Origin of the sequence: Lysinibacillus sp. FSL K6-4013 (genome assembly GCF_038630435.1) — a bacterium.
GTDB lineage: Bacteria > Bacillota > Bacilli > Bacillales_A > Planococcaceae > Lysinibacillus > Lysinibacillus boronitolerans.
In genome coordinates, this window is record NZ_CP152031.1 from 892810 (window position 1) to 919565 (window position 26756).

At 38.5% G+C, this 26756-nt stretch carries 20 protein-coding genes and 1 pseudogene; 20 read left to right on the forward strand and 1 reads right to left on the reverse strand.

Annotated elements, in window-relative coordinates:
* The first annotated feature begins 90 nt into the window (after positions 1-90).
* The 3 genes from MHB39_RS04210 to MHB39_RS04220 are packed head-to-tail and all read left to right on the forward strand — an operon-like array spanning position 91 to position 5827.
* Positions 91-1638 carry a Ppx/GppA family phosphatase gene (locus tag MHB39_RS04210; RefSeq protein ID WP_342545908.1) on the forward strand — a complete coding sequence of 516 codons (1548 nt, stop codon included), beginning with the start codon at positions 91-93 and terminating at the stop codon, positions 1636-1638.
* Positions 1635-3791, forward strand: coding sequence for an RNA degradosome polyphosphate kinase (locus MHB39_RS04215; protein WP_016992445.1), 2157 nt, complete (start codon positions 1635-1637; stop codon positions 3789-3791). The genes MHB39_RS04210 and MHB39_RS04215 overlap by 4 nt, the downstream gene beginning before the upstream one ends.
* 29 nt (positions 3792-3820) lie before the next feature.
* Positions 3821-5827 carry a bifunctional diguanylate cyclase/phosphodiesterase gene (locus MHB39_RS04220; RefSeq protein ID WP_312123765.1) on the forward strand — a complete coding sequence of 669 codons (2007 nt, stop codon included), beginning with the start codon at positions 3821-3823 and terminating at the stop codon, positions 5825-5827.
* 19 nt (positions 5828-5846) lie between these two features.
* Here MHB39_RS04220 and MHB39_RS04225 read toward each other — a convergent pair whose 3' ends face one another.
* Positions 5847-6485: a TetR/AcrR family transcriptional regulator gene (locus tag MHB39_RS04225; RefSeq protein ID WP_342545911.1), complete on the reverse strand. Its 639-nt coding sequence runs from the start codon at positions 6483-6485 to the stop codon at positions 5847-5849.
* Between the two features lie 236 nt (positions 6486-6721).
* Between MHB39_RS04225 and MHB39_RS04230 the strand changes: the two genes are divergently transcribed.
* From MHB39_RS04230 to MHB39_RS04310, 17 genes and pseudogenes are all read left to right on the forward strand, one after another.
* Complete coding sequence (locus MHB39_RS04230; RefSeq protein ID WP_036075757.1) at positions 6722-7615, forward strand: NAD(P)-dependent oxidoreductase; 894 nt, start codon at positions 6722-6724, stop codon at positions 7613-7615.
* A 15-nt stretch (positions 7616-7630) separates the two neighbouring features.
* Positions 7631-9151, forward strand: a complete 1521-nt coding sequence (locus tag MHB39_RS04235; RefSeq protein WP_312123764.1) for a CoA-acylating methylmalonate-semialdehyde dehydrogenase — start codon at positions 7631-7633, stop codon at positions 9149-9151.
* 222 nt (positions 9152-9373) lie between these two features.
* Positions 9374-9906, forward strand: a pseudogene (locus MHB39_RS04240) (GntP family permease); the annotation flags it as partial.
* A 12-nt stretch (positions 9907-9918) separates the two neighbouring features.
* Positions 9919-10680, forward strand: a complete 762-nt coding sequence (locus tag MHB39_RS04245; protein ID WP_342545912.1) for a 3-hydroxybutyrate dehydrogenase — start codon at positions 9919-9921, stop codon at positions 10678-10680.
* Positions 10681-10695: 15 nt separating this feature from the next.
* A complete protein-coding gene (locus MHB39_RS04250) occupies positions 10696-11880 on the forward strand; it encodes an iron-containing alcohol dehydrogenase (protein WP_333006373.1) in 1185 nt (394 codons plus the stop codon).
* Between the two features lie 152 nt (positions 11881-12032).
* The gene (gene fadH / locus MHB39_RS04255) at positions 12033-12800 is read left to right on the forward strand and encodes a 2,4-dienoyl-CoA reductase (RefSeq protein ID WP_036075751.1); all 768 of its coding nucleotides are present in this window, start codon (positions 12033-12035) and stop codon (positions 12798-12800) included.
* A gap of 63 nt (positions 12801-12863) precedes the next feature.
* Entirely contained in the window at positions 12864-13103 is a 240-nt protein-coding gene (locus MHB39_RS04260) for a hypothetical protein (RefSeq protein ID WP_036075750.1), read from the forward strand.
* A gap of 197 nt (positions 13104-13300) precedes the next feature.
* The gene (cbpB, locus tag MHB39_RS04265; protein WP_004224640.1) at positions 13301-13741 is read left to right on the forward strand and encodes a cyclic-di-AMP-binding protein CbpB; all 441 of its coding nucleotides are present in this window, start codon (positions 13301-13303) and stop codon (positions 13739-13741) included.
* 69 nt (positions 13742-13810) lie between these two features.
* Entirely contained in the window at positions 13811-14698 is an 888-nt protein-coding gene (locus MHB39_RS04270) for a LysR family transcriptional regulator (RefSeq protein WP_016992439.1), read from the forward strand.
* Between the two features lie 161 nt (positions 14699-14859).
* Positions 14860-17253, forward strand: coding sequence for a hypothetical protein (locus MHB39_RS04275; protein ID WP_036075747.1), 2394 nt, complete (start codon positions 14860-14862; stop codon positions 17251-17253).
* Positions 17253-18188 carry an ABC transporter ATP-binding protein gene (locus tag MHB39_RS04280; protein ID WP_016992437.1) on the forward strand — a complete coding sequence of 312 codons (936 nt, stop codon included), beginning with the start codon at positions 17253-17255 and terminating at the stop codon, positions 18186-18188. The genes MHB39_RS04275 and MHB39_RS04280 overlap by 1 nt, the downstream gene beginning before the upstream one ends.
* Entirely contained in the window at positions 18185-19030 is an 846-nt protein-coding gene (locus MHB39_RS04285; RefSeq protein ID WP_036075746.1) for an ABC transporter permease, read from the forward strand. Before MHB39_RS04280 ends, MHB39_RS04285 begins: the two co-directional genes overlap by 4 nt.
* Before the next feature lie 12 nt (positions 19031-19042).
* Positions 19043-20470 (forward strand): hypothetical protein, encoded by a 1428-nt coding sequence (locus MHB39_RS04290; RefSeq protein WP_312125526.1) that lies wholly within the window; start codon positions 19043-19045, stop codon positions 20468-20470.
* 11 nt (positions 20471-20481) lie between these two features.
* Complete coding sequence (locus MHB39_RS04295) at positions 20482-21477, forward strand: MoxR family ATPase (protein ID WP_258860268.1); 996 nt, start codon at positions 20482-20484, stop codon at positions 21475-21477.
* Complete coding sequence (locus tag MHB39_RS04300; protein WP_342545914.1) at positions 21474-22349, forward strand: DUF58 domain-containing protein; 876 nt, start codon at positions 21474-21476, stop codon at positions 22347-22349. The genes MHB39_RS04295 and MHB39_RS04300 overlap by 4 nt, the downstream gene beginning before the upstream one ends.
* 11 nt (positions 22350-22360) lie before the next feature.
* Entirely contained in the window at positions 22361-24106 is a 1746-nt protein-coding gene (locus tag MHB39_RS04305) for a BatA and WFA domain-containing protein (RefSeq protein WP_258860267.1), read from the forward strand.
* Positions 24090-26687 carry a VWA domain-containing protein gene (locus MHB39_RS04310; protein ID WP_342545915.1) on the forward strand — a complete coding sequence of 866 codons (2598 nt, stop codon included), beginning with the start codon at positions 24090-24092 and terminating at the stop codon, positions 26685-26687. Before MHB39_RS04305 ends, MHB39_RS04310 begins: the two co-directional genes overlap by 17 nt.
* Positions 26688-26756: the final 69 nt, after the last annotated feature.

Genomic DNA, 26756 nt, shown 5'->3' on the forward strand with positions numbered 1-26756 from the left:
GATGCCTTAATTAAGAGGGACCGACTTTTTTTGTATATGTCCAAATATTATGAACAAAATAAATTGTAGACGCTTGAAGGATGTGATTATTTGAATGAATTAAAAACAGCGATTATTGATATCGGCTCCAATACTATTCGATTAGTATTATATCAATATGATAATGAAGAGGGACTTCGTGAGCTTGGAAATATCAAAACGGTAGCACGATTGCGTACATATATACAGCCCTCAGGGGAGATGTCTGATGAAGGTATTCAATTGTTATCAGAAACTTTATTAACATTTAAAGCAATGCTTGAGGATTTTGAAGTAACAGATGTAAAAGCTGCTGCGACTGCTGCCATCCGACAAGCCACTAATCGTGACAAAATTATTGAGGTAATGAAAGAACGAACAGGTATCCAAATAGAGCTTTTATCAGAAGAGGAAGAAGCCTATTTTGGCTACGTTGCTGTTGCTTATTCCATGGGTACGAAATCGGCTGTGACGATAGATATCGGTGGTGGTAGTACCGAAATTACGCTGTTTGAAAATAAAGAAATTCAGCAATCACATAGCTTTCCTTTTGGGACAGTTTCTTTAAAGCAACGTTTTGTAAAAGGTGACATTATCAATAGTAGTGAGAAAAAAGAGCTTCTTACCTTTGTAAAAGAGCAGTTCCAAACTCTCCCTTGGATAAAAAATATTGCTCTACCTATTATCGCAATTGGTGGTAGTGCGCGCAATATTGCTCAAATACATCAACAAAAGCATGATTATCCTATTGCCAGCGTTCATGGCTACGAAATGACAAAGGGAGATTTGGATGATTTAAGCTTATTTTTAGGGCAATTAAGCTTTCAGGAATTGAAACAATTGGACGGTCTTTCATCAGACCGTGCAGATATCATTGTTCCTGCATTAGAGGTATTTAGAGTGTTGATGGAGGTAGTTGGTAGTGAGTCCTTCCAACTGACAAAACGAGGTTTACGTGAGGGACTCATTTTTCAACGGATTTTGCAAACAGAGACACAAGCCTTTGATAAATATAATGTATTTGAAGGAAATGCTAGAAGATTAGCACGTCAGTATGGTCGGAGTGAAATGGAAGTAGATTATTTAATGCATTTAGCAGATCAATTGTATCGTGAATGTTGTCATTTAGGCTACTTGCAATATAATCCAGAAGATTTGCATTTATTAGCAAAAGCGGCGAAGGTTTTTAATATAGGAGAGTATATCGAATTAAGCTCTTCAAGCCAACATACTTTTTATTTAATTGCAAATCAATCCATTGATGGTTTAAATCATTTAGAACGAGTAAAACTAGCACTTCTTGCCTCCTATAAAAATAAAGATTATTTCGAACGATTTGCTGCTCCATTTGCTACATGGATGAGTCGGGAGGAACATCGTAAAATACGAGATTTCGGAGCGTTATTAAAATTTGTCTATGCATTAAATGTTTCAAAGCGCAATATTGTACACGCTATTGAAATGCACACCGAAGAAGATCATGTTCAGCTTGATATTTATGTTAAAAAGAATGCTGCGGCTGAAAAATATCAAGCCAATCGACATAGAAAACATTTAGAACGTGCATTAAAAATCCCAATGAAAATCAATTTTATTGAAGAAGGGTGGAACAATGGATGACAACTGAAGTAACGAAAAACGAGCTATACGAGGAAGAGTTTTCCGAAAACTACAATCTATTGTTGGAGGAAATTGCAAAGCCTCAATATTACAATAATCGGGAATTAAGTTGGCTTGCCTTTAATGAGCGAGTATTAGAAGAAGCAGAGGATATTAATAATCCTCTGCTAGAGCGTTTAAAATTTTTGGCTATATTTAGTTCAAATTTAGATGAATTTTTTATGGTGCGTGTTGCAGGATTACAGGACCAGGTACGCGCTGGTTTTCATAAGCCCGAAAACAAATCTGGCTTAACGCCAAAGGAACAGTTGGCCAAAATCGCAGAACGCACACAAGCATTAGTTCGTCGACAAACCGAGGTATATCGACATTTAATCTATGATTTACTGCCACAACATAATGTACATATTGCGGACATGAAAGATTTAAATAGCACACAAAAATCATTTATCAATGAAATGTTTGCAGAAACTATCTTCCCTGTTTTAACACCTGTTGCAGTGGATGCATATCGTCCTTTCCCAACCTTACTTGGTAAAACCTTGAATTTACTAGTACTGTTAGAGCAGGATGAGTCAGATCTTGAAAGTCGTGAAAAAGTGGCAATTGTCCAGGTTCCATCTGTGTTGGATCGCTATATAAAAGTACCGTCAGAAGAAGGAAAGACAGTTGTCGTTTTATTGGAGGATGTGATAGTAGCGCATATAGAAAAGCTGTTTTATGGCTATAGCGTAAAATCAGCACAAGCCTTCCGTTTAACAAGAAATGCGGATTTAACGATCCATGAAGAAGGGGCTCGAGATCTTCTCGTGGAGATCGAAAAAGAGCTGAAAAAGCGAAAATGGGGAGTAGGAAGCCGTTTAGAAGTTCGAGTTGGAGAAATGAATGAGGAAGTGCTGAGATACTTACTAGATGAATTTGAAATAGAAGAATCCGATGTATTCCATATTGATGGTCCATTGGATTTAACGTTTATGTTCTCTTTTGTGAAAGGTATTTCTGTAGGTCGTGAGCATTTAGAATATGAAAGCTTTATCCCACAGCCACCTTTAGATTTACAGTCTGACGAAAATATTTTCGAAAAAGCACTTCAACAGGATATATTTTTCCATCATCCATATGAATCTTTTGCCCCTATTGTTGATTTTATTTCTGAGGCCGCTGTTAACCCGAATGTATTGGCTATAAAACAGACATTATATCGAGTAAGCGGGAATTCACCGATTATTCAAGCGTTAAAGCTTGCCGCTGAAAACGGTAAACAAGTCACGGTATTAGTTGAGCTAAAGGCTCGCTTCGACGAAGAAAATAATGTGCACTGGGCAAAACAATTAGAACAAGCAGGTTGTCTTGTGATTTATGGGATGAATAATTTAAAAACACACTCCAAAATCACGCTAGTCGTTAGTCGTCGTAACGGCAAAATTGAACGCTTTGTCCATTTGGGTACAGGAAATTATAATGATGCTACTGCAAAAATCTATACGGATATGGGCATAATAACGACAGATAAAGAGTTTGGCATTGATGCGACAAATTTCTTTAACTACTTAAGTGGCTATACAGAAAAGCCTACTTTTAATCATTTAGTCGTGGCACCATTTGATATACGAGATGAGTTTATTCGTTTAATGGATGAGGAAATTGCCTGTCATAAAAAATATGGAAATGGTTTTATTCGTGCAAAAATGAATTCATTGACAGACAAAGATTTAATGATGAAGCTTTATGAGGCATCAATTGCGGGTGTAAAGGTCGAACTTATTATTCGTGGCATATGCTGTATTAGACCAGGTATCCCAGGTATTAGTGAAAACATTACCGTAACAAGTATTGTTGGTCGCTTCCTTGAACACTCTCGTATTTATTGGTTCCATCATAATGGGGAAAATAAAGTCTATTTATCCTCTGCAGATATGATGACACGCAATATGATTAAACGTGTAGAAATTTTATTCCCTGTATATGCAAGTGAAGCAAAAACTCGTATTATTGACATAATGAATGCACAATTAATGGATACTGCCAAAGCACGTATTCAAGACTCTAATGGTAAGTATCATTATAAAGAGTTTGATCGTAGCGAAGATCCATTGAATAGCCAGGAAATTTTCTTGAAGGAAGCATTAAAGCCTACGCTAGACGAAGAATAGAGCAAACACGCTACTTAGTGAGGGATAGAATGAAAAAATGTAGAGAAAGTGTAGCGCCATTTGCAGATTATCAACAGCTCATGCAACTGAATCCATTTGATGCAATCGTTTTTTTGCAACAAGTTGATAAGACAGTGTTTGAGGTCGTTGAATTTAATGATAAGCTATCGTCAATGATTGAGCTGGAGGATATAACAGCCAAAAACGCTGAGAACTTTTTTACTAAGCAATGCTGGCTGCAATTGTCGGGATTTCTAATTGAAGACTTCAATAAACAGCATACTCTAAGATTAGGTAATGGTCTTCAAGAGAAAACATTTGCGCTTCATGTTCAGCACTTTTCTGAATCAATAGTTGCCATTATTCTTCGAGCGATAGCAGTTGAAGAAAAGCCCTATTTACAGTTCATTGAGCAACATGTAAGTCCAGTGTTAACGACAGATTTACAAGGTCGAATAATTCATCAAAATATTGCTGCTACTGCTACACTGTCGAGAGAGCAGCAAAGTCTAATTGGACTAGATATTTTTTCATTACTCGAAAGTAAATATCTCAATGAATTTAAATTATTATTTACCAAAACAATTGAAGGTTCAGCGTTTGGCATGCCTAAATGTTTATTGAAAGGTGATTTGCTAAGTAAAGAACCCTTTTATTTAAGAACGCATCCAACATATTATAATGATGAAGTTGTAGGTGTACACTTATTTGTTAAAGATGCCAATTCATTTATGAATGATCATGAAGCATTCTATTACCTAGCACTAATGGACGAATTAACAGGTATTTGGAATCGAAAAGCTTTTAAAGAGCATTGGCTCCAACATTTAAATGATAAAAAGCAAGAGCATAAGCAAGCCGCTCTTATTTTAGTTGACATTGACCGATTTAAAAAGTTTAATGAATCCCTTGGCGAGAGCAAGGGAGATGAGTTGATGCGTATGTTTAGCCATAGGTTACGGGAGCTTTGCTACTCAAAGTGTTCGTTATATCGATATAATAGTGATGAGTTTATTTTTGTACTAAAAGATGCAACCATCCAAAAAATTGAGCGGACTGCAAACTTGATCATGGACGTATTAAAACAGCCATTTATGATAGATGGACAGGAATATTTTATTAGCGTATCGATTGGGATTTCACTTAGTCCAGCAGATGGTAAAGATATCGAGACACTTGTAAGGAAAGCTGATAAAGCTTTATTTTCTGTTAAAGAACATGGTCGCTCACATTACCGCTACTACCGTGAAGATATGACGGCCATTTTTCCAAACGAAGCATTGATGGAAGCACATTTACGTCGAGCAATTGAATTTAATGAGCTAAGTCTTCATTTACAACCACAAATGGATTTGGCAAATAATAGCATCAATAGCTTTGAAGCTTTATTACGATGGAATAATCGTAAATTTGGTTTTGTATCACCAGCACAGTTTATTCCTATTGCGGAAGCTTCAGGTTTAATTATTGAAATCGGGGATTGGATTATTGACGAGGTATGTCGATACCAAAGAGAATGGCAATCGAAGGGATATCGTCCTGTACGGATTGCAGTCAATATATCACCAAAACAGTTTAGAAAAGAAAATTTTGCCCGAAAAATTAAAACAGCTTTAAAGAAATATGGTGTACCACCTGAATTATTAGAAGTAGAAATTACCGAAAGTTCCATGACAAATGTACATGAAACATTTTCGATTCTTACAGAACTGAAGCAATTAGGTGTTTATGTGTCTGTGGATGACTTTGGGACAGGCTATTCATCATTAAGTTATCTCAAGCGTTATCCGATTGATATTATTAAAATTGATCAGTCATTTATTGCAGATATAGCAAAGGATGACAAAAATGAAGCCATCATAAAAGCCATTATCTCGATGTCTCATAATTTAGGGTTAGAGGTCATTGCAGAGGGAATTGAAGAACCCACACAAGTCGATTTTCTCAAACGCCATCGTTGTCAAAAAGGGCAAGGCTATTTGTATAATAAACCATTACCAGTTGAAACGATTGTACAACAATATTTTGTTAGCTAGAAAACGGGTAGCACTTACATCATAAAATAGATGAAGTGCTACTTTTTAATTTGTCGTTTTTAAGACCTTTTAAAACAATTGCTGTAAATTGGGACATCTCGGAGGTTAGGTCAAAATCTTCACTATGTATTAACCAATCATAGACATTCGCACGCATACAGCGCTGAATAAGTGTTTGTATGGTAGTAGCAGATAGATCCTGTCTAAATTCCCCTTGTTGAATACCTTCCGCGATATAGGTATTCATTATCTGAAAAATCTTTCGTTGTGGATTGATTAAATAATGATCCTGTTCTACTTGGTTTGTCATAGCAGCCGTATATACTGTACGCAATAAATCCTTTCCTACAATTTTTGTTAAATAGTTCATTTGCTCTTGAAACACTAATAGTATTTTTTCACTTGCTGGTAATGTGGCATCAATATTTTTTTCAACTGTACTATAAAAATTATCAAGTTCCTTAAATTTATCTAAAATAACATCGTATTTAGATGGGAAATGTGTATAAAAGGTACCCTTCGAAACATTGCATGCCTTCGTAATTTGTTCAACAGAAACATGTTCATAACCATGTTTGTTAAATAAGTCTAAAGAAGTTTTCAATAATTTTTCACGTGTTTCTAATGCCTTTTTCTGTCTGCTTGTGAGTGCTTCCATAGGTAGCTAATACCTCCTATATAAAATATTGTAAAATATCTTTTATAAAAAATATTCTGAAAATATCAAATTTTTAATTGACGAGATGGATTTCGATTGATTATGATTTAAATGACCAAGGTCAATGACTATGGTCAGTGAAATTATCTCGTTATTAATGTTACTTTAAAAAATGAAAGTTGGCTAGTATATCATCAAGTTTTCCTGGTGTATTTTCAAGGTATGAGGAGGTCACAATGAAGGAAAAATTAGGTTTTATTGGCTTAGGGAATATGGGTTTACCGATGTCTATTAACTTATTAAGAGCAGATTATGAGGTGTTTGGTTTCGATACGAATGCGAAAGCAATGGAACAATTCGTCGCAGCAGGTGGTATCGGTCTTGAGACAGCAATAGATATTGCGAAACAATGTGATGTTATTATGACAAGTTTGCCTACCCCTCACGTTGTAGAATTGGTTTATCAGTCAGAACAAGGAATTTTACAACATGCAAAGAAAGGATGCCTGCTGATTGATTTCAGTACTGTTAATCCCGAATTGAATGATACGTTACATACAGAAGCTAAAGCTTTGGGATTACGTTATTTGGGCGCACCTGTCAGTGGGGGTGTAATTGGGGCTGTCAATGCGACATTAACCATTATGGTTGGTGGTGACACAGCTGATTATAAAAGTGCTACAGAAATATTCGGAATAGTGGGAAAAAACGTTTATCACCTGGGCACATCTCCAAGTGTAGGAACGCGAATTAAATTACTCAATAACTTAATGATTGGCTTTTACACAGAGGCAGTCGCTGAAACTATTTTACTTGGAGAAAAAATGGGTATTCAGGCAGACACGCTGTATGAGGTATTAAGTAATAGTTATGGGCAAAGCCGTATTTATGAACGCAATTATATGGAATATATGAAAAATGATAATTATGAGCCAGGCTTTTCGACAAATCTATTAGTAAAAGATTTGAAATTAGCTAAGGAAATGGCAGATGAAGCAGGCGTATCTCTGCGAATCGGTGAAAAGCTGGTGGATCTTTACAGTGAGATTGCGCAGCAGGGCTATGGAGAAAATGATATGTCTGCAGCTTATTTAAGCTTAAAAGAAAAATGTAAACTAGAACAATTTTAAGAGGAGGATATGGATATGACAACAGCTCAAGTGGTTAAAACATTAACACATTTTATTGGTGGCAAAATGGTTGAAGGGAAAAGTGGGCGATTTGGGTCGGTATTTAATCCAACAACAGGTGAAGTCATTGCTAAGGTACCCCTTGCAACAGTAGAGGAAACACGAGATGCTATCGAGCAAGCTCAAGCAGCATTTCCAGCTTGGCGTGATACATCAGTAGCGAAGCGTGCAGAAATTGTACTAAAGTTCCGTAACCTTATCACTGACAATATGGAGGAGCTATTACAGATTATTTGTACTGAAAGCGGTAAAACGATTGAAGATGCCAAAGGTGAAATTACAAGAGGACTTGAATCTGTTGATTTAGCCATTGGTGCGCCCCACTTAATGAAAGGAGAATACTCTGTAAATGTTGGAGGTCAAATAAATGCTTATTCTGCAAAATATCCATTAGGGGTTGTGGCGGCAATTTCTCCATTTAATTTCCCCATCATGGTGCCTCTAGCGCAAACGAGTATGGCCCTTGCTGTAGGAAACGCGGTGATTTTAAAAGCATCCGAACGTGTGCCGATGACTGCATTGTATGTTAGTGAGCTTTGGAAGAAGGCAGGGTTGCCTGATGGTATTTGGACAGTGGTCAATGGTGATAAAGATGCGGTCAATGAACTTTTAGAAAACCCAACTGTGCAAGCGATTTCATTTGTTGGATCAACACCAGTGGCAAAGTATATTTATGAAACTGGATCAAAATACGGAAAACGCGTTACGGCACTAGGCGGGGGTAAAAATAATATGGTTGTAATGCCAGATGCCGATCTTGAACAGGTAGCTAATGCCTTTATTGGAGCAGCATATGGGGCAGCCTCTCAACGCTGTATGGCGATATCTACTATTATGCCTGTAGGAAAGGATACTGCAGATCGTCTAGTGGAGATTCTGAAGGAAAAAATCTCTAATCTTAAGGTCGGCCCTTATACAAACCCTGATTCAGATTTCGGCCCTGTTATTTCTCAACAATCAAAAGAAGCAATACTTACTGCAATTGATCGAGGAGAAGCAGAAGGAGCTTCAGTAATCTGTGACGGACGGGAACTTGACATTGTTAAAGAGTCTAAAGGGTTTTATGTAGGACCTACATTATTAGATCATGTAAAGCCAGGCATGGAAGTTTATGAGCAAGAAATATTTGGTCCAGCTCGCAATGTAGTTCGTGTAGATTCATTAGAGGAAGCTATAACACTTATAAATAAGCATGAGCTAGGTAATGGCGTCACAATCTTTACGAATGATGGATTAGCAGCTCGCAAATTTACGACAGAAATTGATGTTGGCATGGTTGGTGTCAATGTACCAATTCCAATTCCCGTTGGCTATCATAACTTTGCTGGCTTTAAAGGCTCTCGTTTTGGTGAGGGGCATATGTTTGGACCAGATCAAGCACGTTTTTTTACAAAAACAAAGACAATTTCAGAGCGTTGGATGGCTGGTAACGCCTCCACAGCATCCACATTTGCATTCCCAAGCAATAACGACTAATAAAACCTAGAGCTGTAGAGACATACAGCTCTTTTTCTAAAAAAGGGGATGGGTGAGGTGTAAATGTTAGAGTATATCGGTCTTTTTGGTAGTTTATTTAACAAAGAGGGGGTATAAATCTACTTATTTCAGCACCGTTAACTGCGCTGTTAGCAGCCTTAACAAATGGTCTCGCATTTTTTCCTCAAACAGCTAATGAAAATCAGGCCAACTTCCTAACTTTTAATTGTAGCCTTAACTAGTGGCTGTCTCGTGGCTTATTTAGTGAGCTACAAATATGCAAAGTCAGTTGGCGCAACATTAGCAGCAGGTGCAATAGGTGCGATCATTGCCATTGCCAATACGGCGGCTGTTGTCGGCTTTGAAGGCGTAGTAAAAGCAACGCCATCCTTTGTTGCAACAGTAGATGTAATGACCAATATTCCTGGTAGTCCGCTGATTGGAGGAGCCTTAGCAATAGCTGTTATTGCTGGTTTAACAGGTTCAGCATCAGGGGGACAAACGATTCCAATGCCCTTACTTGCACCGCATTATATCGAGATGGGTGTAGATACAGAGGCACGTTACATCGAACAATCGCTATAGCATTTGGTTCCCTAGATTCATTGCCACACGGTGGATATGTTGTGACAACCATCAATTCAGTTTGTAATGAAAAGCAGAAGGATGCATATATGCCATTTGGAGCTTTGACGGTTATTATCCCCATCATAGGTACAATACTTGCGATCATATTATTCTTATTAGGGATGTAGGAGGGATGTAGTATGCAAGGAAAAACGGTTTTTATTACAGGAGCAGCTCGTGGTATTGGCCTTGCCATGGCACAAGCATTTGATGAGCAAGGGGCTAATGTTGTGATTACGGATAAAAATGAACAGCTTTTAGAAGAAGCTGTCGCACAAAACCCCTCTTTAACTTCCTTTATATGTGATGTGACAGAAGAACAAGCCATAAGAGAAGCCATTGATTTTACGATTAATAAATTCTCAACATTAGATATTTTAATCAATAATGCAGGATTTCAACATGTGTCGCTTATTGAGGATTTTAAGACAGAAATTTTTGAGTCAATGCAAAAAGTGATGGTCGTTGCTCCCTTTGTGGCGATGAAGTATGCGTTACCACATATGAAGAAAAATCAATTTGGTCGTATTATTAATATGGCATCCATCAATGGCGTTATTGGGTTTGCTGGTAAGGCTGGTTACAATGCAGCAAAGCATGGTGTGATTGGGCTCACTAAGGTAACCGCACTAGAGGTGGCGACAAATGGAATTACGGTAAATGCCATTTGTCCAGGGTATGTTGATACGGAATTAGTACGTAATCAGTTTATGGATTTAGCAAAGACACGGGGTATTCAAGTGGAAGAAGTACTTGAACAAGTGTTATATCCACTTGTCCCACAAAAACGTTTACTTGATGTCTCGGAAATTACTGGACTTGCATTATATTTAGCAAGTGATGTAGCAAAGGGGTTAACCGGTCAGGCCATTCTATTAGATGGTGGCTATACAGCTCAATAGCTTAGGAGGGAAAATATGATTCAAACAAAAACCATCTTTACCGTTCATTCACCAGGAACGATTGTATATGGTCGTGATTCATTTGAAGAAGTAGGAGAGTATGCTAAAAAACTAGGCTCTAAGGCATTAATTATTAGTGATCCAATCATGGACAGTTTAGGCTTTGTCAAGCAATGCCATACACTGTTAAAGAACCAAGGGCTAGAAGTCGTTTCATATTTAGGGGTGACAACAGAGCCAGATGATACGTATGTAGCAGAGGGATTGCAGCTTTTGCAGAAGGAAAACTGTGATGTCATTATATCTGTTGGTGGTGGTAGCTGTATTGATACGGCAAAGGCGATTGCAGTAGTGGCTACAAACGGTGGCTATATAGGGGATTATATGAAAATGGCAAAGGTAGCAGCTTCTGTACCAATCCCACACATAGCGATACCAACGACAGCGGGTACAGGCTCTGAAGCAACAGATGCAACCGTTATTACCAACACGATAAATGATGTGAAAATGATGATTAAGCAACCAGCTTTTATGCCAACTGTTGCGATTGTTGATCCTATTTTAACCATTACTTCACCTCCTGCCATTACCGCAGCAACAGGAATAGATGCATTGAGCCATGCCATTGAGAGCTATTTATCGCGCTTAGCTCATCCTTATTCGAATGTGCTCGCCTTATCTGCTATGGAATTAATTGTGAATAACATCATAAAGGTTTATGAACATGGCGATGATGTTGATGCTAGAGAAGCGATGTCATTGGGCTCGATGCAGGCAGGGCTGTCATTTTCAAATGCTTCTGTTGCCCTTGTGCATGGAATGTCGCGTCCGATTGGTGCTCTTTTCCATGTTCCTCATGGTATCTCCAACGCGATGCTTTTACCAGCTGTACTAGACTATTCAAAAGATACTTGTATAGATCGATTGGCAGATTTAGGACAATTTTTTAATAAAACAAAAGAAAGTCTATCACAAGAGGAGCTTGCTCAGCTTGCTATTACTTCCATTAAAAATATGTGTAAGCATATGAAAATTGGCAATTTAAAACAATGGGGAATAGAGGAGCATGCTTATTATCAGGCCATTCCTAAAATGGCTGAGGATGCGCTTGCAAGTGGAAGCCCAGGCAACAATCCGAAGATACCAACCTTACAAGAGTTAATGGAGTTATATAAAATTGCCTATACGTATGAGTTTTAATTATATTGAAGAGCTATTCAGACTAATGAATGGCTCTTTTATATTTTTTTAGAAAATAAACTCACATTCTATAGAATTAATATGACATATTCGAGAATATATAGTAAAATTTTAGTGAATCATCATTCATTTTTAACAAAGGGGGAAATGGAATGTTGCAAGGGAAAACGATTATTATTACGGGTGGATCAAGTGGCATGGGCCTGTATATGGCAAAGCAATTCGTGACTGAGGGAGCTAATGTTGTTATAACAGGTCGTAACGAAGAACGATTAGCAGAGGCAAAAAAATTTATAGCGGAGGCTGGTCCCTCTATTGAGACATTCCAAATGGATGTACGTGTACCTGAGCATGCTGAGGCTATGCTCGCATTTGCTATTGAAAAATTTGGTCAAGTGGATGGGCTTGTGAATAATGCAGCAGGTAACTTTATTGTACGTGCAGAGGATTTATCCCCGAATGGCTGGAAGGCTGTCGTGGATATTGTATTAAATGGTACATTCTATTGTTCTTCAGTAGTAGGCAAGTATTGGATTGAACATAAGATTAAAGGGTCTATATTAAATATGGTAGCGACGTATGCTTGGAATGCAGGAGCAGGTGTGATCCATTCTGCTGCAGCAAAAGCAGGGGTACTTTCATTGACGAGAACGCTAGCTGTTGAGTGGGGGAAACAGTATGGAATTCGCGTTAATGCTATTGCACCAGGTCCAATCGAGCGTACTGGTGGAGCCGATAAGCTTTGGGAATCAGAAGCAGCGGCAGCTCGTACACTAGATTCTGTTCCACTAGGCCGTATAGGAACACCAGAAGAAATTGCTGATTTAGCTACGTTTATGATGTCTAACAAAGCAAGTTATATGAATGGAGAATGTGTAACTTTGGATGGTGGGCAGTGGCTCAATCAATATCCATTCTAAAAATGTTTGCATAACGAATAGCTGGGTTGACGCATACTAAGGGTAAAGAAAGGAGTTTTGCCGATGGGTATGTGGTTAATACCAGCAATTATTGCCATTGTAATCATTTCTGCTATTTCGTTTGTCTATACGCTAAAAATAGCCAAAATGACTTCTGAACGGAAATCTGAAAATGATACTCCGATTTCTGAAACAGTTGAAGAGTATGCAACGATGTTGAACCCAATTGTTTGGGTCTATGCAATTTTTTTGCTTTTTTTAGGGATCATGATTTTTTATTACTGGAGTAAGACTGGCTATTAGATAGGAACCATCTTCATTCAGTCACGAAAAACTGGACTGAATGAAGATATACTAAGTTTTTGCTGTAAGGGTTAAAATAATTCATTGTTCATGAAAAACTCTTCTTGGCCTTGTCGTGGTCATACATAGAAAAGTTGTGATATGATGAAAGGGAAGGACTGTTCTACACAGTGAGGACAGAAAAGGAGAAGAAGTTCATGATTTCAACTAACAGCAAAGACTTATTAGCAATGCCAATTAGTGATTTTATCATTTCCTCTGAAAAAGTTGCGCATGTACAAAGTGGAAATAGTGCAGAACATGCACTCCTTGTACTAACACGTACAGGGTACTCGTCCATACCTGTATTAGATTTGAAATATCGACTTCAAGGTTTACTTAGCATGAAAATGATTACCGAATCGATTCTTGGACTTGAGCATATTGAATATGAAAAGCTACCTGATATTAAGGTTGACTCTATTATGGAAAAAGAGATCGCTGTATTAAAGCTGACGGATACTTTCCAGCGTGCTTTGGATTTAGTCATTAACCACGCCTTTTTATGTGTAGTGGACGAAGATGGTACATTCGCAGGGATATTAACAAGACGTGTTATTTTAAAGCAATTGAAAAAATATATTTATCAAAAAGAGTAGTAGCTTAAGAGGGAACTCAGATGAAAATCATGAGGCCCTCTTTGCTTGTATTGGAGGTTTTACAGATTGATGGCAACAGAGGCAGAAATTTTAAAGATCTTAGCTGAAGAACGCAATATGCGAAAAGCAGCAGAACGTCTATTTTTATCCCAACCAGCCCTTTCACAACGATTGCAAACAATTGAGAAAGACTGGGGTGCACAATTATTTATTCGCTCACAGAAAGGTCTAACTGCAACACCTGCTGGCGAACAGGTGATAGCCTATGCAAAGGAAATGCTGACTAAAAAGGAAGAAATTTTTGAAACCATTCAATCCTTAACGACAAAGGTAAACGGGACATTGAAAATTGCTTGTGCATCCATTGTTGGTCAGAACTGGCTACCAAAAATCCTGAAGGAGTTTGTGTCAAAATATCCAGAAGCTAAAATATCACTGATGACAGGCTGGAGTTCTGAAATTGTGAAAGCTCTTTACGAGGGCGAGGCCCATGTAGGCATTGTACGAGGCCAAGTTGACTGGAAAGGAGAAAAGATCCACCTTTTCAGAGATACTCTTTATTTAGTGGACAAAGAGGTTAAAACAATTGAAGATGTGTTAAAGACAGACCGTCCATTTATTCAATATAAAAGTGATTCCAACTATTATCAAGAAATTCAGCAATGGTGGCAGCAGCATTTTGCCTCGAATCCAAGAAAACAAATTTTAGTGGATCAAATTGAAATTTGTAAACAAATGGCATTAAATGGTATCGGTTATGCAATCTTACCTTCTATTACGTTAAATGACCACGATGCCATTCACAAAATCCCTCTGACAAATAACGAAAAGGAATTTGGGCTTACACGCGATACTTGGCTAATTGGTTATGAATCTTCCTTTGAATTAAGGCAGGTAGAGGCGTTTGTTGAAGTGGTGCAGGATCATGCGCGGTGTTTGTTTGACTATACTAAATAGAAAATCAGGCAGCTCCAAGTTGTTTTGGAGTTGCCTTTTGACATTGTAGAAATCTTAAGAGTTTATGAATATTCATGAAGATATCATAAGAAATGGAACAAAATGCAATCTAAATCGTATAATTATGTAACCATCTATTTACATAAAAAGGGGTTGAGCTTTTGAAAAAGACAAAATGGACGGCACTGACCTTACTAGTCATGCTTGTAATGAGCTTTATCTTGCCTGCAACAGAGGCGAGTGCGGCTGCTACGCTAGAGGTGAAAGCAACAGCAGGTATTTCTGGTAAAGCGAAATATCAATCAGTAGTACCACTACAAGTTACAGTGAAAAATAATGGAGCTGACTTCTCAGGAGATATGGCGATTAATTCATCAAATTCTTATGAGGCAGCTTCAGCACTCGTCGTGCCAATTGATATAGCAGCAGGAGAGGAAAAGACATTTACTTTCTATCTTGATGGTTTAGCTGACTATAGTTATTCGGACACAGATTTATTTGCCTTTTATGAGGGGAACATTGAAAAAGGAAAAAAGATTGCCTATAAGGGAACAAAACGTCTGCAATCAAACTTTTTAGATCCCTCATCAACATTCATTTATACACTAACAGATAAAAGTGATCGACTTTCAGCACTATTACGTTTATCAACATTTGTAGCTCAAAGCAATGTGGAAGTATTTAATATCAATCAATTAAAAGATTATACACTTCCAGAAGATTCGCAGGGACTTGCAATGGCCAATGTCATTGTTGTAGATGAAGTGGCTATTGCTGATTTAACTCAGAAGCAACAAGAAGCATTATTAAAATGGGTGCAAGATGGAGGTACCTTACTTCTAGGTGCTGCTGACCAAATTAATGCTACAGCAGGCATTTTTAAAGAGTATTTACCTTTGTCATTATCACAAGAAATGACTGCGATTTCTGCAGAAGCTTTAACTAAAATGTCAGGAGGCGGCATTTTTACACAGCCGATTTCAGTTTACTCAGCTACTAGTAGTGAAGGAAGTTTACCTGTATTAACAGAAAATAATACAGTGTTAGCAGCAAAGAAAAAAGTGGGTAGCGGGGAAGTGATTCAAACTACCTTCTCTTTAGGTGATCAACCACTTGCTTCTATGGACGGCTACGGAGCACTTTTAGCCAAAGTGATAAATATTCAAAGTATTTCACAGCAAGGAATAATGAGACAGGGACAATCTCCTCTCGATCAAATATCTTATGAACTTCGTAACATAAACGAATTATTTCCATCCTTCGAAGTATCAGTGAGCTATATGCTAATTGTCATTATTCTTTATATTTTAATTATCGGGCCAATCCTTTATTTTATCTTGAAAAAAGCGGACAAGCGCGAGCATGCATGGTGGATTATACCATCTATCTCTGTTGTTCTTTCCATTGTTCTCTTTATTGTCGGAGCGAAGGATCGTATTGTTCAGCCACAAGTTCAACAATCGGCATTCTATAAAGTAAATGAAGACAATAGTGTAAATGGCTACTATGTAGAGTCCATTCTAACGAATCGCAGTGGGGACTTTGTGGTCAATGCTGACCAAAATACAACGGCCGTTGCATTAAGAAATTATAATAACTTCACAGGCACAATGGGACCATTACATGAATCTTCTTATATAAAAGAAAATGCTAGCGGTTCAACACTAACATTACGTGATTTAAGCTACTGGTCTGTGCAATCCTTTGGTGGAAAAACATCAGCGCAAAATATTGGGAAGATGGATATTGATATTACACTGAAAAATGAAAAACTAACAGGAACGGTTAAAAATAATTTCCCATTTGCATTAAAAGATGTCACATTAATCTCCGGTGTGAAAGAAGTGAAACTGGGTGATATTGAAGCAAACGGAACATTACAGGTAAATAAAGAACTGAAAACAACGGTTCTTCAAAAACCATCTATCTTCAATAATTATAATTATAGTTACCCATCGAAAAAGGATGAGGTAGACCCAATGCGTATTGAAAGAATGAAAACATTAGCATTGCCGCTTGTCGAAAAGGATAACCAGCCAATACTTACAGCTTGGACAGATCAAGCTGTGGTAGGTGTTGAACTAGAAACAAGTGCTAATATGTCACCAATTACGATGCTTGTTCAACCATTTAAAGGAAAAGTTGAGCTAACAGGTCCATTTACAATGAAGCGTAATAACTTCTCGTATTCAGTAGAGCCGCTATCAGCAAATGGGTATTATGAAAAGATCGAGGAAGAATTGAATAAATGGTACCTATCTGAAGGGTTGTACGAAGTAACGATGGCCATGCCGGATCAATTTATGGATGCCGTTGAATCACTTAATGAGCTCACAATTTCTAATAAGGATGTCTCACGTATGCAGCTATCCATTTGGAATAATGAAACGAATATATATGAGCCTTTAGTCGATACAAAGCAAGTGTTTACAGACAAAGTTTCAACATACTTTAATCAAGATGGAGAGCTTCGAATTGAAATCAAATATGGTCCTGATCCATCAGGAGAACAAACAAAGTTACCAGACATAGAGCTGAAAGGAGTGGCAAAATAATGATTGAAATTCGTGATTTAACGAAACGATATGGCTCCTTTACAGCATTAGATCATTTAAACTTATCTTTGGAAGAAGGCGTTGTATTTGGATTTGTTGGCGCCAATGGAGCAGGTAAATCAACAACATTCTCTATTTTAGCTACACTATTGTCACCGACTTCTGGGGATGCTCTGATAAATGGCAAAAGTGTTGTGAAGGAACCAAAGGAAGTTCGAAAGCAAATTGGTTATATGCCCGATTTCTTTGGTGTATACGATCAGCTAAAAGTAGATGAATATTTAGATTTTTATGGAGCGAGTTACGGTATTCAGTTAGCAGAGCGCCAAGTGTTAATTCCACAACTATTAGAACTCGTAAATTTAACAAATAAACGCTATGAATATGTTGATTTATTATCACGTGGGATGAAGCAACGCTTATGTTTAGCTCGTGCACTTATCCATGATCCAAAGGTACTGATTTTAGATGAGCCTGCATCAGGACTAGATCCACGTGCTCGTGTGGAAATGCGAGATATTTTACGAAATTTAAAGTCCATGGGGAAAACAATTTTAATATCGTCACACATTTTGCCAGAGTTGGCTGAAATGTGTGATGAAATCGGTGTTATAGATAATGGTAAATTAATTGCACATGGCAATGTAGCTGCCATCCAAGCACAACTACAAGGGGAAAAGCGTATTGTGCTTAAAATAACAGATCGTTTAGACGAGGTACGAGCATTTTTAGAGGAAGATCCGCATATATCATCAATTGATGTCATCGACAATCGTTTAGAAATAGCCTTTAACTATCGAGGAACAGACGCAGAGCAGGTGGCATTGCTGAAAAAGGCGATGCTTGCAGATTTACCGATCTATGCTTTAAGTGAAGAAGAGAAAGATTTAGAGGATGTCTTTATGGCGATTACGAAGGGAGCGGACAATCAATGATGGAACGCTTTTATAATCCAGTATTTGTTAAAGAATTGAAGTTACGCTTCCGTTCTTTTAAAAGCTTTTCAGGTTTAATGTTTTATTTAGCTGTACTTTGTATTTTCATTGCAGGTTTTTTATTGCTTACAACTGAATTTACTGGCAGAGGCTTCTTTAGACCTGAGACAAGCTTTATGATGTTTGCTGTGCTTACCATTTTACAAATGGCATTAGTTCTTTTCATTACACCAAGTTTAACTGCAGGTGCTATCAGTAGTGAGCGCGAAAAGCAAACATTAAATATTTTATTAACAACAACACAAAGTTCTACACAAATAGTTATTGGAAAATTACTATCTTCCGTAGCATTTCTAGTATTGATGCTGGTAGCAGGCTTACCACTATATAGCCTAGTGTTTCTGTTTGGTGGTGTGTCGCCTTCACAGCTTATTTCTATATTTTTATTTTATTTAGTCACTGTAGTAGCGATAGGTAGTATAGGCGTGATGTTTTCTACGATTACCAAGAGAACCATTGTTGCCATGATTGCCACATACGGCTCAATTATTTTCTTAGGAGGTATTACTGCATTCTTCTTCTTTTTAACAATGGCCTTTCATCAAATGGGCAACGCCATTGGAACAGGTGCCTCCTTTATGACCTATTTCTGGGCGTCAATTAATCCAGGTGCCTTGATGCTGACACTTATTTCTCCAGAGATGGGGGATGCGTTAGCAGAGCTTTCTGGTGTAGAACTACCTGTATGGATTACTTATTTAATTGCTTATGTATTCATCATTGTACTTTGTTTAACGATTGCGATTAAAAAATTGCGTGCCAACATGAAAAGTAACCGATGAGGAGGAATTTGTATGGAGCGTCGTAAGCAATTACGAAAATATATTCAGCGTGCAAAATCGAGATTAACTCTTGAAAGAAGCATTCCCATTGCACAATATGGTTTGTTTTTGGCATTGCTTTCGAGTGCTTCTCTCGTACTTATTTCCCGACTATTTGTCTGGCCATATTATCGCCAAATAGCATTAGGAGCCTTTATTACTGTTATTATTGCAACCATTGCTTATATGTGGTGGAAAAGGGTCAAAGAGCGAGAGGCATTGCATAAACTGGATCATTATTTCTCACATAATGAATTAGTGACAGCTTTATCATTTAAAGATGATCAGGATCCTCTTGTTCAATCATTATTATCGAAAGCAATGCAAAATGCTGAAAAAGCATTCGCAGACTTTAAGGCTCGAAAGAAAAATCTATTTCGTCCAAAGGCGTTTATCGGATTGTTTATTACAACAGTTGTACTAGCCATTCTTTACATGTTCCCAGCAGCTACGCAAATTGAAGCAATAGAGGTTGAAAAGGAGCAGGCAGTTATCCAAGATATAAAGAAGGAAGTTGCTGAATTAGAGAAAAAGGCGGAAACAAAAGAAGTAAAAGAGCAATTGCAAGAACTTCAAAATACTTTAAAAGAAGCTGAAACAGCAGAAGAAGCTTTACGAGAAGTTGTCAAAAAACAAAAGGAGCTAGCATTAAAGGAGCAGCAATTAAAGGATAAACAATCGGCTAGTCAAGATGGCACAACAGAAGGCCAAGGATTATCGAAGGAAGAGGTTGAGCAGCTAAAAGAGCTTGCCCAAATGCAGCAAGGGCTTACAGAAAATGCAAATGCCACACAAACTGCTATGAGTAAACTTGGTAAACCAGCAAGTAATTCCTTACAAAATGCAATTGCGAGTGCCAATAATGCAAGCAGCCACAATCAAAATAGTCAACAGTCATCTGGTAATTCCCAACCAAGTAATCAACAAGGCCAATCTAGTCAAAATAATGCTCAAAGTGGTTCTCAACAGCAAAATGGTAATAGCCAGAGCAAAGGTCCAGGACAGGGTCAAGGCCAAGGACAGGGTCAAGGCCAAGGACAGGGCCAAGGTCAAGGACAGGGTCAAGGTCAAGGACAGGGGCAAGGCCAAGGACAGGGACAGGGACAAGGCCAAGGTGGTCAAGGAGCAGGAAGTGGCCAAGGCGGTCGGAATTTGTTAACGACACCAAATCGAATTGGTGGGTCAACTGAGACATCCGTAGATGGTGGCGCATTAGGAGATGGTTCCCATGTATCTGAGCAACAAGGAAATGGTCCGATCACAAAAGGTTCTATTCGACCTTATGAAGAAGTAATTGGATCATACAAAGACAGCTATTTAGAGAGTTCAGAGCGTTTACAATTACCGAAGGATTTACAAAATGTCGTGCAATCTTATTTCACGTCAATTGAGTCGCAGTAGGAGGAAAAGAAATGGCCTTTACAGAGCAACAATATGTAGATATGAGTACGAAATTACAACGAGTTAAAGAAGAAATTCATCGCTTCATTGTTGGACAGGAAGAAGCAATTGATTACACCCTATATGCAGTATTAGCGGATGGTCATGCATTGTTAGAAGGTTTACCTGGTTTAGGAAAAACGATGTTGATTCGTACGATTTCAGAGGTACTGGATCTGTCGTTTTCACGTATTCAATTTACACCAGATCTTATGCCAGCAGATATAACGGGAACAAGCATGATTGAACGTACACCCGATGGGAAGCAGCAATTTACGTTTCAACCTGGGCCAATCTTTAGCCAAATGGTATTGGCTGATGAGATAAATCGCGCCACACCAAAAACCCAAAGTGCCTTGTTGGAAGCAATGGGGGAAAAAACGGTAACAATATTGGGGGATACAAAAAAAATGGCGAAACCATTTTTCGTGTTGGCCACTCAAAACCCTATTGAAATGGAAGGAACATACCCATTACCAGAAGCGCAGATGGACCGTTTCCTTTGTAAAATTCTTGTACCCTATCCTGAAAAAAGCGAACTTATGGAAATTATGAAGCGAACGACAGGAGCCCAGGAAATTGGTTTACAGAAGCAAATGGATACGGATGCTCTTATTGAAGCTCAGCAAATGGTAAAAGAAGTGATGGTTGCTGATGAAATGCTGGAGTATGCAACGGATCTAGTGGTGGCTACGCATCCTGAAAGAATAGATGCGCTTGATGAGGTTAAACAATATGCAATGTATGGAAGTGGTCCACGTGGTTTGCAGAGCTTAATCAAATTGGCAAAGGCAAGAGCTTTAATGAATGGTCGTTTTCATGTTTCTGTAGCGGATATTAAATCTGTTGCTAAGCCTGTTTTACGTCATCGAATGCTGTTGAATTATGAAGGGGAGGCTTCAGGAAAAACGGCAGACGATGTGATTGATGTAATTTTAGAAAAGGTTCAGCAAGGTATTAGCAAGTGACAGCTAAATACTTATTGCCCGAAGACTGGTTAGCGAAAATCAGTCGCTTTCAAATAGCGACGGCCTCCAAACTACGCGGGCAACATAAGGGCTCGCACCGTTCTCAACGCTTCGGGGCATCCCTCGATTTCTCAGATTTTCGAGAATACCATTTAGGAGATGATGTACGCCAAGTGGATTGGAACGTCTTTGCTCGTACAGATAAATACTTTATTAAAAGGTTTTTAGATGAGCAAGAGATGCGTGTACATATTTTACTAGATGCGACCAAATCAATGGGAGAACATGCTAAGTGGCTATTTGCTCGTCAAATTGTGGCCTCCCTCGGTCTAATGGTATTAGGTCGAGATGATCGTCTTTCCTTTTCTATTGTTCAAGATGAAGTGAAGCCACCATTTCGACGGAAGGGTACCATGTATCGCCGAGCTTTTTTACAGCTAGTAACTGATATAGAGGAAGCTAATTACTCTCATCGTTTTGCCAAGGATGCACTTAAAGCTTTGCCTAAAGATAGTACCTTATTATTCATCGTTACTGATGGATTAGAGCCAATTGAAGAATGGGAACAGCTATTAAAAAGGCTACCACGCTACGCTGGAGATGTTCGCATTTTGCAAATTGTAACGCAAGAAGAACTGTCACCAAATTACTCGGGTGATGTACGTCTCCTTGATCGTGAAACAGGTAATGATGTGAATGTGACGATGTCCTCTAGAGTACTGGAGTCCTACCATGCAAGACGTATACTACATGAAGAAGAATTTGAAGCCATTTGCCGTCGCTTTGGTGTTCGACAATTACAATTGAAAGTGGAAGATGGCTTACAATATGCGATTTTCCAGCAATTATTAAAAGCACATTGGATTAGGTGAGGTGAGCCGTATTGGGCTTTAGTCAAATTATATTTAGCTGGACGGCCATCATCCCGGTCATTGTCCTACTTTATTATTTTTTTCGAAAAAAATATACAGATCAAACTGTTTCTTCGACACTTTTTTGGTCGGAGATTATGCAGGAAACGCGTGTATCGCCTTATTTAAAGCATTTACAAAAAAATGCCCTACTATATTTACAGCTTCTTGCTTTACTGCTACTTGTTTTGGCATTGATGAATCCTTATATAAAAAAATCAACCATTGTTGGTGCACAAACTATATTTATTGTAGATACTTCAGCCACAATGCTGGCAGGCAAAGAGCAATCAACCTTTGACGCTCATAAACAGGAAATGCTGAACTTGATGGATGAATTGAATGGTCGACCTGTCACATTAATTACAACTGGCGCAGCCCCAAAAGCTGTTTTACAGCAAGAAACAAACACAAATGAAATAAAAAAAGCTATTCAAGATTTACAAGTAACCTATGAAACTGCTGAAATGAATAAGGCACTGGATGTAGCACAGGCATTTGTGGGCGATACACCAACTTCTATCTATGTTTTTACAGATACACTTGATAAAAAGCAATTACCGATGGACAAGGATTCTGTTAAATGGCTAGTAAGAGGCGCTACTAAAGACTTAACAAATATTGCAATTACACGCTTTGCTGCTACGACAGATGGACAAGTTACGCTGGCGCTTATCCAACTTCATAATGATACAAATACCGAGCAAAAGATAACACTCGCATTGAAAAATGCAAAGGGTGAGGAGCTGGTAGCAGAAAGTGTCGTTGTGCCTCCAAATGAAGCCATTACGAAAACATTCAAAGATTTGCCTATTGCAAAATCGATGACAGCTACTATCGATGCAAAAGATGATTATGCTGTAGATAATCAACAAACTGTTTTACTACAAACGACTTCTTCAAAAATTGTTGTGGATCAAAGCATGCATCAACTGATACAAAAAGGTTTTCAAACGGTTAGTAGTGGTGTGAAAATCGTTCCTTCATCGCAAGTAGCTGACAATCAAGATGCTACAGTAATCACAAATCAAACAGCCTTATTAGAAAAGATGGATAAACCGCTTGTATTATTTGGTCGTGATGATGCAGAGAAAATAAAAGCAAGTGGGACGGTAAGCACTAGGAGTGATGCATTGTTTGCTTTTAGTGAACTAAAGGATGTTTATGTTAGTGCTATTTATCCTGGCTTTGCGGACTATGAAACGATTGCTTCTGTTGGAGAAGAGCCGTTCATACAACGCTCCCCTAAAGGAGATATTGTTATTTTAGCGGATATTGCCGATACTGACTGGCCCTTACATCCATCATTTCCACTATTTCTATGGAGTACTGAGCAGCAGCTAACAGAATCAGTTGGTTCACTTGGGATTTTTTCACCCAATGAACAGCGTGCAGTAGCTTTAGCGCAAGGAGACTGGAATGTTTATTCGCAAGAAGACGAGTTTCTTTCGTCTGTTACGAAGGGGATGTTAACTGCGCCAAAAGAGCCGGGCATTTATATGGTACGTTCAAATAATGAGGAAAAACAATTGATTGTCCAATTGCAAGCCCAAGAACGTGTTATTGAACAAGGAACAAGCTTTACATTAGGTGATATCTCAGACAACGGGAAGGAAGAAGTATCGATGACCTCTTTCGTACCTTGGCTAATTGTCATTATTTTACTATTGCTTGTTTCAGAGTGGGAGGTGCAACGACGTCGTGGATTTACGAATTGATATGCCGTTAGTATTGTTGTTACTCCTTCCATTATTCTTGTATTTTGGATGGACATACTTTCATGAGCGGCAGCGACTCAAAAGAAGTCATATTGTTGTACTTACTATTCGCATAGTGGCAGCAGGCTGTTTAGTTTTTGCACTTGCAGGACCGTATCTATTATTACCAATAAAAGAAGAACAAATTGTTTATTTAGTAGACCGTTCTGCATCTATGAATGGTACGGAAGATGAGATGGTTCAGTTTATTCAGGAAAGCCTACAATCAAAAAAAGAACCACAGCTTGCGGGCATTTATTCATTTTCCTCCACTTTACAAACAGAAGCCATTTTGTCTAAAACCTTAAAGGAAGTACCAAAACTGACTGAAATCAAAGCTACCGATCAAACGAATATAGAACAAAGTCTACAGCTTGCCACAGGTATTATAGATCCTAAAAAGGCAACTCGTCTTGTGCTATTAACAGATGGTAATGAGACAAAGGGAGATGCTTTAGAATTTGCTTCGAAGTTGAAAGGCTCCAATATTAGTGTGGATGTTAAGACTTTTAGTCAGCCAGTTGTCAACGATGTGTCATTAAAAAGCTTTGTATCCCCTCAGGTTGCTTATGTTGGAGAGCAGCAACAATTAGTGACAGACATACATGCAACATCAGCGGCCCAAGGTGAGCTTTTACTATATGAAAATGATGAGCTTATTCATCGAGAGGCCATTGAGCTGACTGAAGGCACGAATGTGTTTACCTATAAACATGCAGCAACAGCTGAAGGGCTTGTAAAATATGAAGCCGTTGTTCAAGTTGGTCAGGATGCTATTTTTGAAAACAATAAGCTAACGAGTGTCACAATGGTTCAAAGTGAACCACATTTATTAATCGTGAATGGTTATGAAACAGCTTCACCAATCGGAGCAGCACTTGGTAGTCAATCGATTGCCTATGATGTTGTAGCGCCCGACAGTCTACCAAATGAATTATCCAGCTATTTGCAATATAATGCTATTATTTTCGACAATGTGCCAGGTCATTTAGTGGGTGAAGCAAAAATGAGTGTTATTGAGCAAGCAGTCAAAAACTTTGGGGTTGGTTTTACAATGGTGGGTGGAGAAAATAGTTTTGGTCTAGGCGGCTATTTTAAAACACCGATTGAAACCTTATTGCCAGTGGAAATGGAAATTAAGGGCAAAGAGCAATTACCTTCCTTAGGATTAGTGATTGTACTTGACCGTTCTGGCAGTATGCAAGGCTCGAAGCTTGAGCTTGCTAAGGAAGCAGCGGCACGTTCTGTTGAGATGTTGCGAGACGAGGATACATTAGGATTCATCGCCTTTGATGATCGTCCTTGGGAGATTATAGAGACAGGGCCTCTTAGCAGTAAAGAAGAGGCTGTGGATACTATTTTATCAGTAACACCTGGTGGTGGAACAGAAATCTATAGTTCACTAGCTAAAGCCTACGAGAACCTTGCTGATTTAAAGCTCCAACGTAAGCATATTATTCTCTTAACAGATGGGCAATCACAGGCAGGGAACTATGAGGATTTAATTGGTGAAGGAAAAGAAGAGGGTATAACCTTATCGACAGTAGCGATTGGACAAGATGCCGATGCGAACTTATTAGAAGCGCTTAGTGACATGGGCAGTGGACGTTTCTATGATGTGATAGATGAGCAAACCATTCCTTCTATTTTATCTCGTGAAACAGCTATGATTTCCCGAACGTATATTGAGGACAATCCATTCTATCCGGCAATTTATAATGCAGCAGGATGGAATTCACTGTTTGCTAATGGTGTCCCACAAATGAATGCATACATTGGCACAACGGCAAAACAGGGGGCTACTGTTGTGGCAGAAAGCGAGAAGGAAGATCCTGTGTTAGCCCAGTGGCAATATGGTCTTGGTAAAACATTTGCCTTTACATCTGATTCAACGGGTAAATGGACAGGAGATTGGGCAAGATGGCAGGATTGGGGAGCATTTTGGCAAACACTTATTTCTCAAATGCTACCAAGCTACAATGATGTAGCCTATGATGTAAGATTGGAAGCAGATGGTTCCTTTATGATTACAGACCCTACAAATGAAGCTGCATTTTTAGATATTGTAGCTGTAAATGAAGCAGGGGAGGAGCTAGAAACACAACTTGAAACCATTTCCGCATCCCAAGTTCGAGCTGTAGTACAAGCTGAACCTGGATTAATTTTCTTCCGTGTAGCAGATGAAAAGCAGGCCATTTACCAGGCAGGTCTAAGTGTTCCTTATAGTGCTGAATACGAACTACTCCCTGTAAATAATCAACTGATAGAAGAGTTGACTCAACAAACAGGAGGCACTGTTTTAAAGGAACCACAAGATGTCTTCCGTGACTTTACGACAAAAGGAGCAGATCGGCAAAATATTGCCACATGGCTGCTCTTAGCGAGTATGCTCCTATTCTTTATTGATATTACCATAAGACGTTTTGGTTGGAATTTCCTAACGAACGCGAAGAAGAAAGAGCCGCTGGTTGAGGAAAAACCTGTACAGGCAGAGAATACAAATGTAGCACAGTTATTAAAAGGCATGAAAAAGCGATCTTAAAATGGCGGAGGCAGTGCAAACTTTAATAGGTTTGCACTGCTTTTTTTGTATTGTTTGAATAGAGAGTTG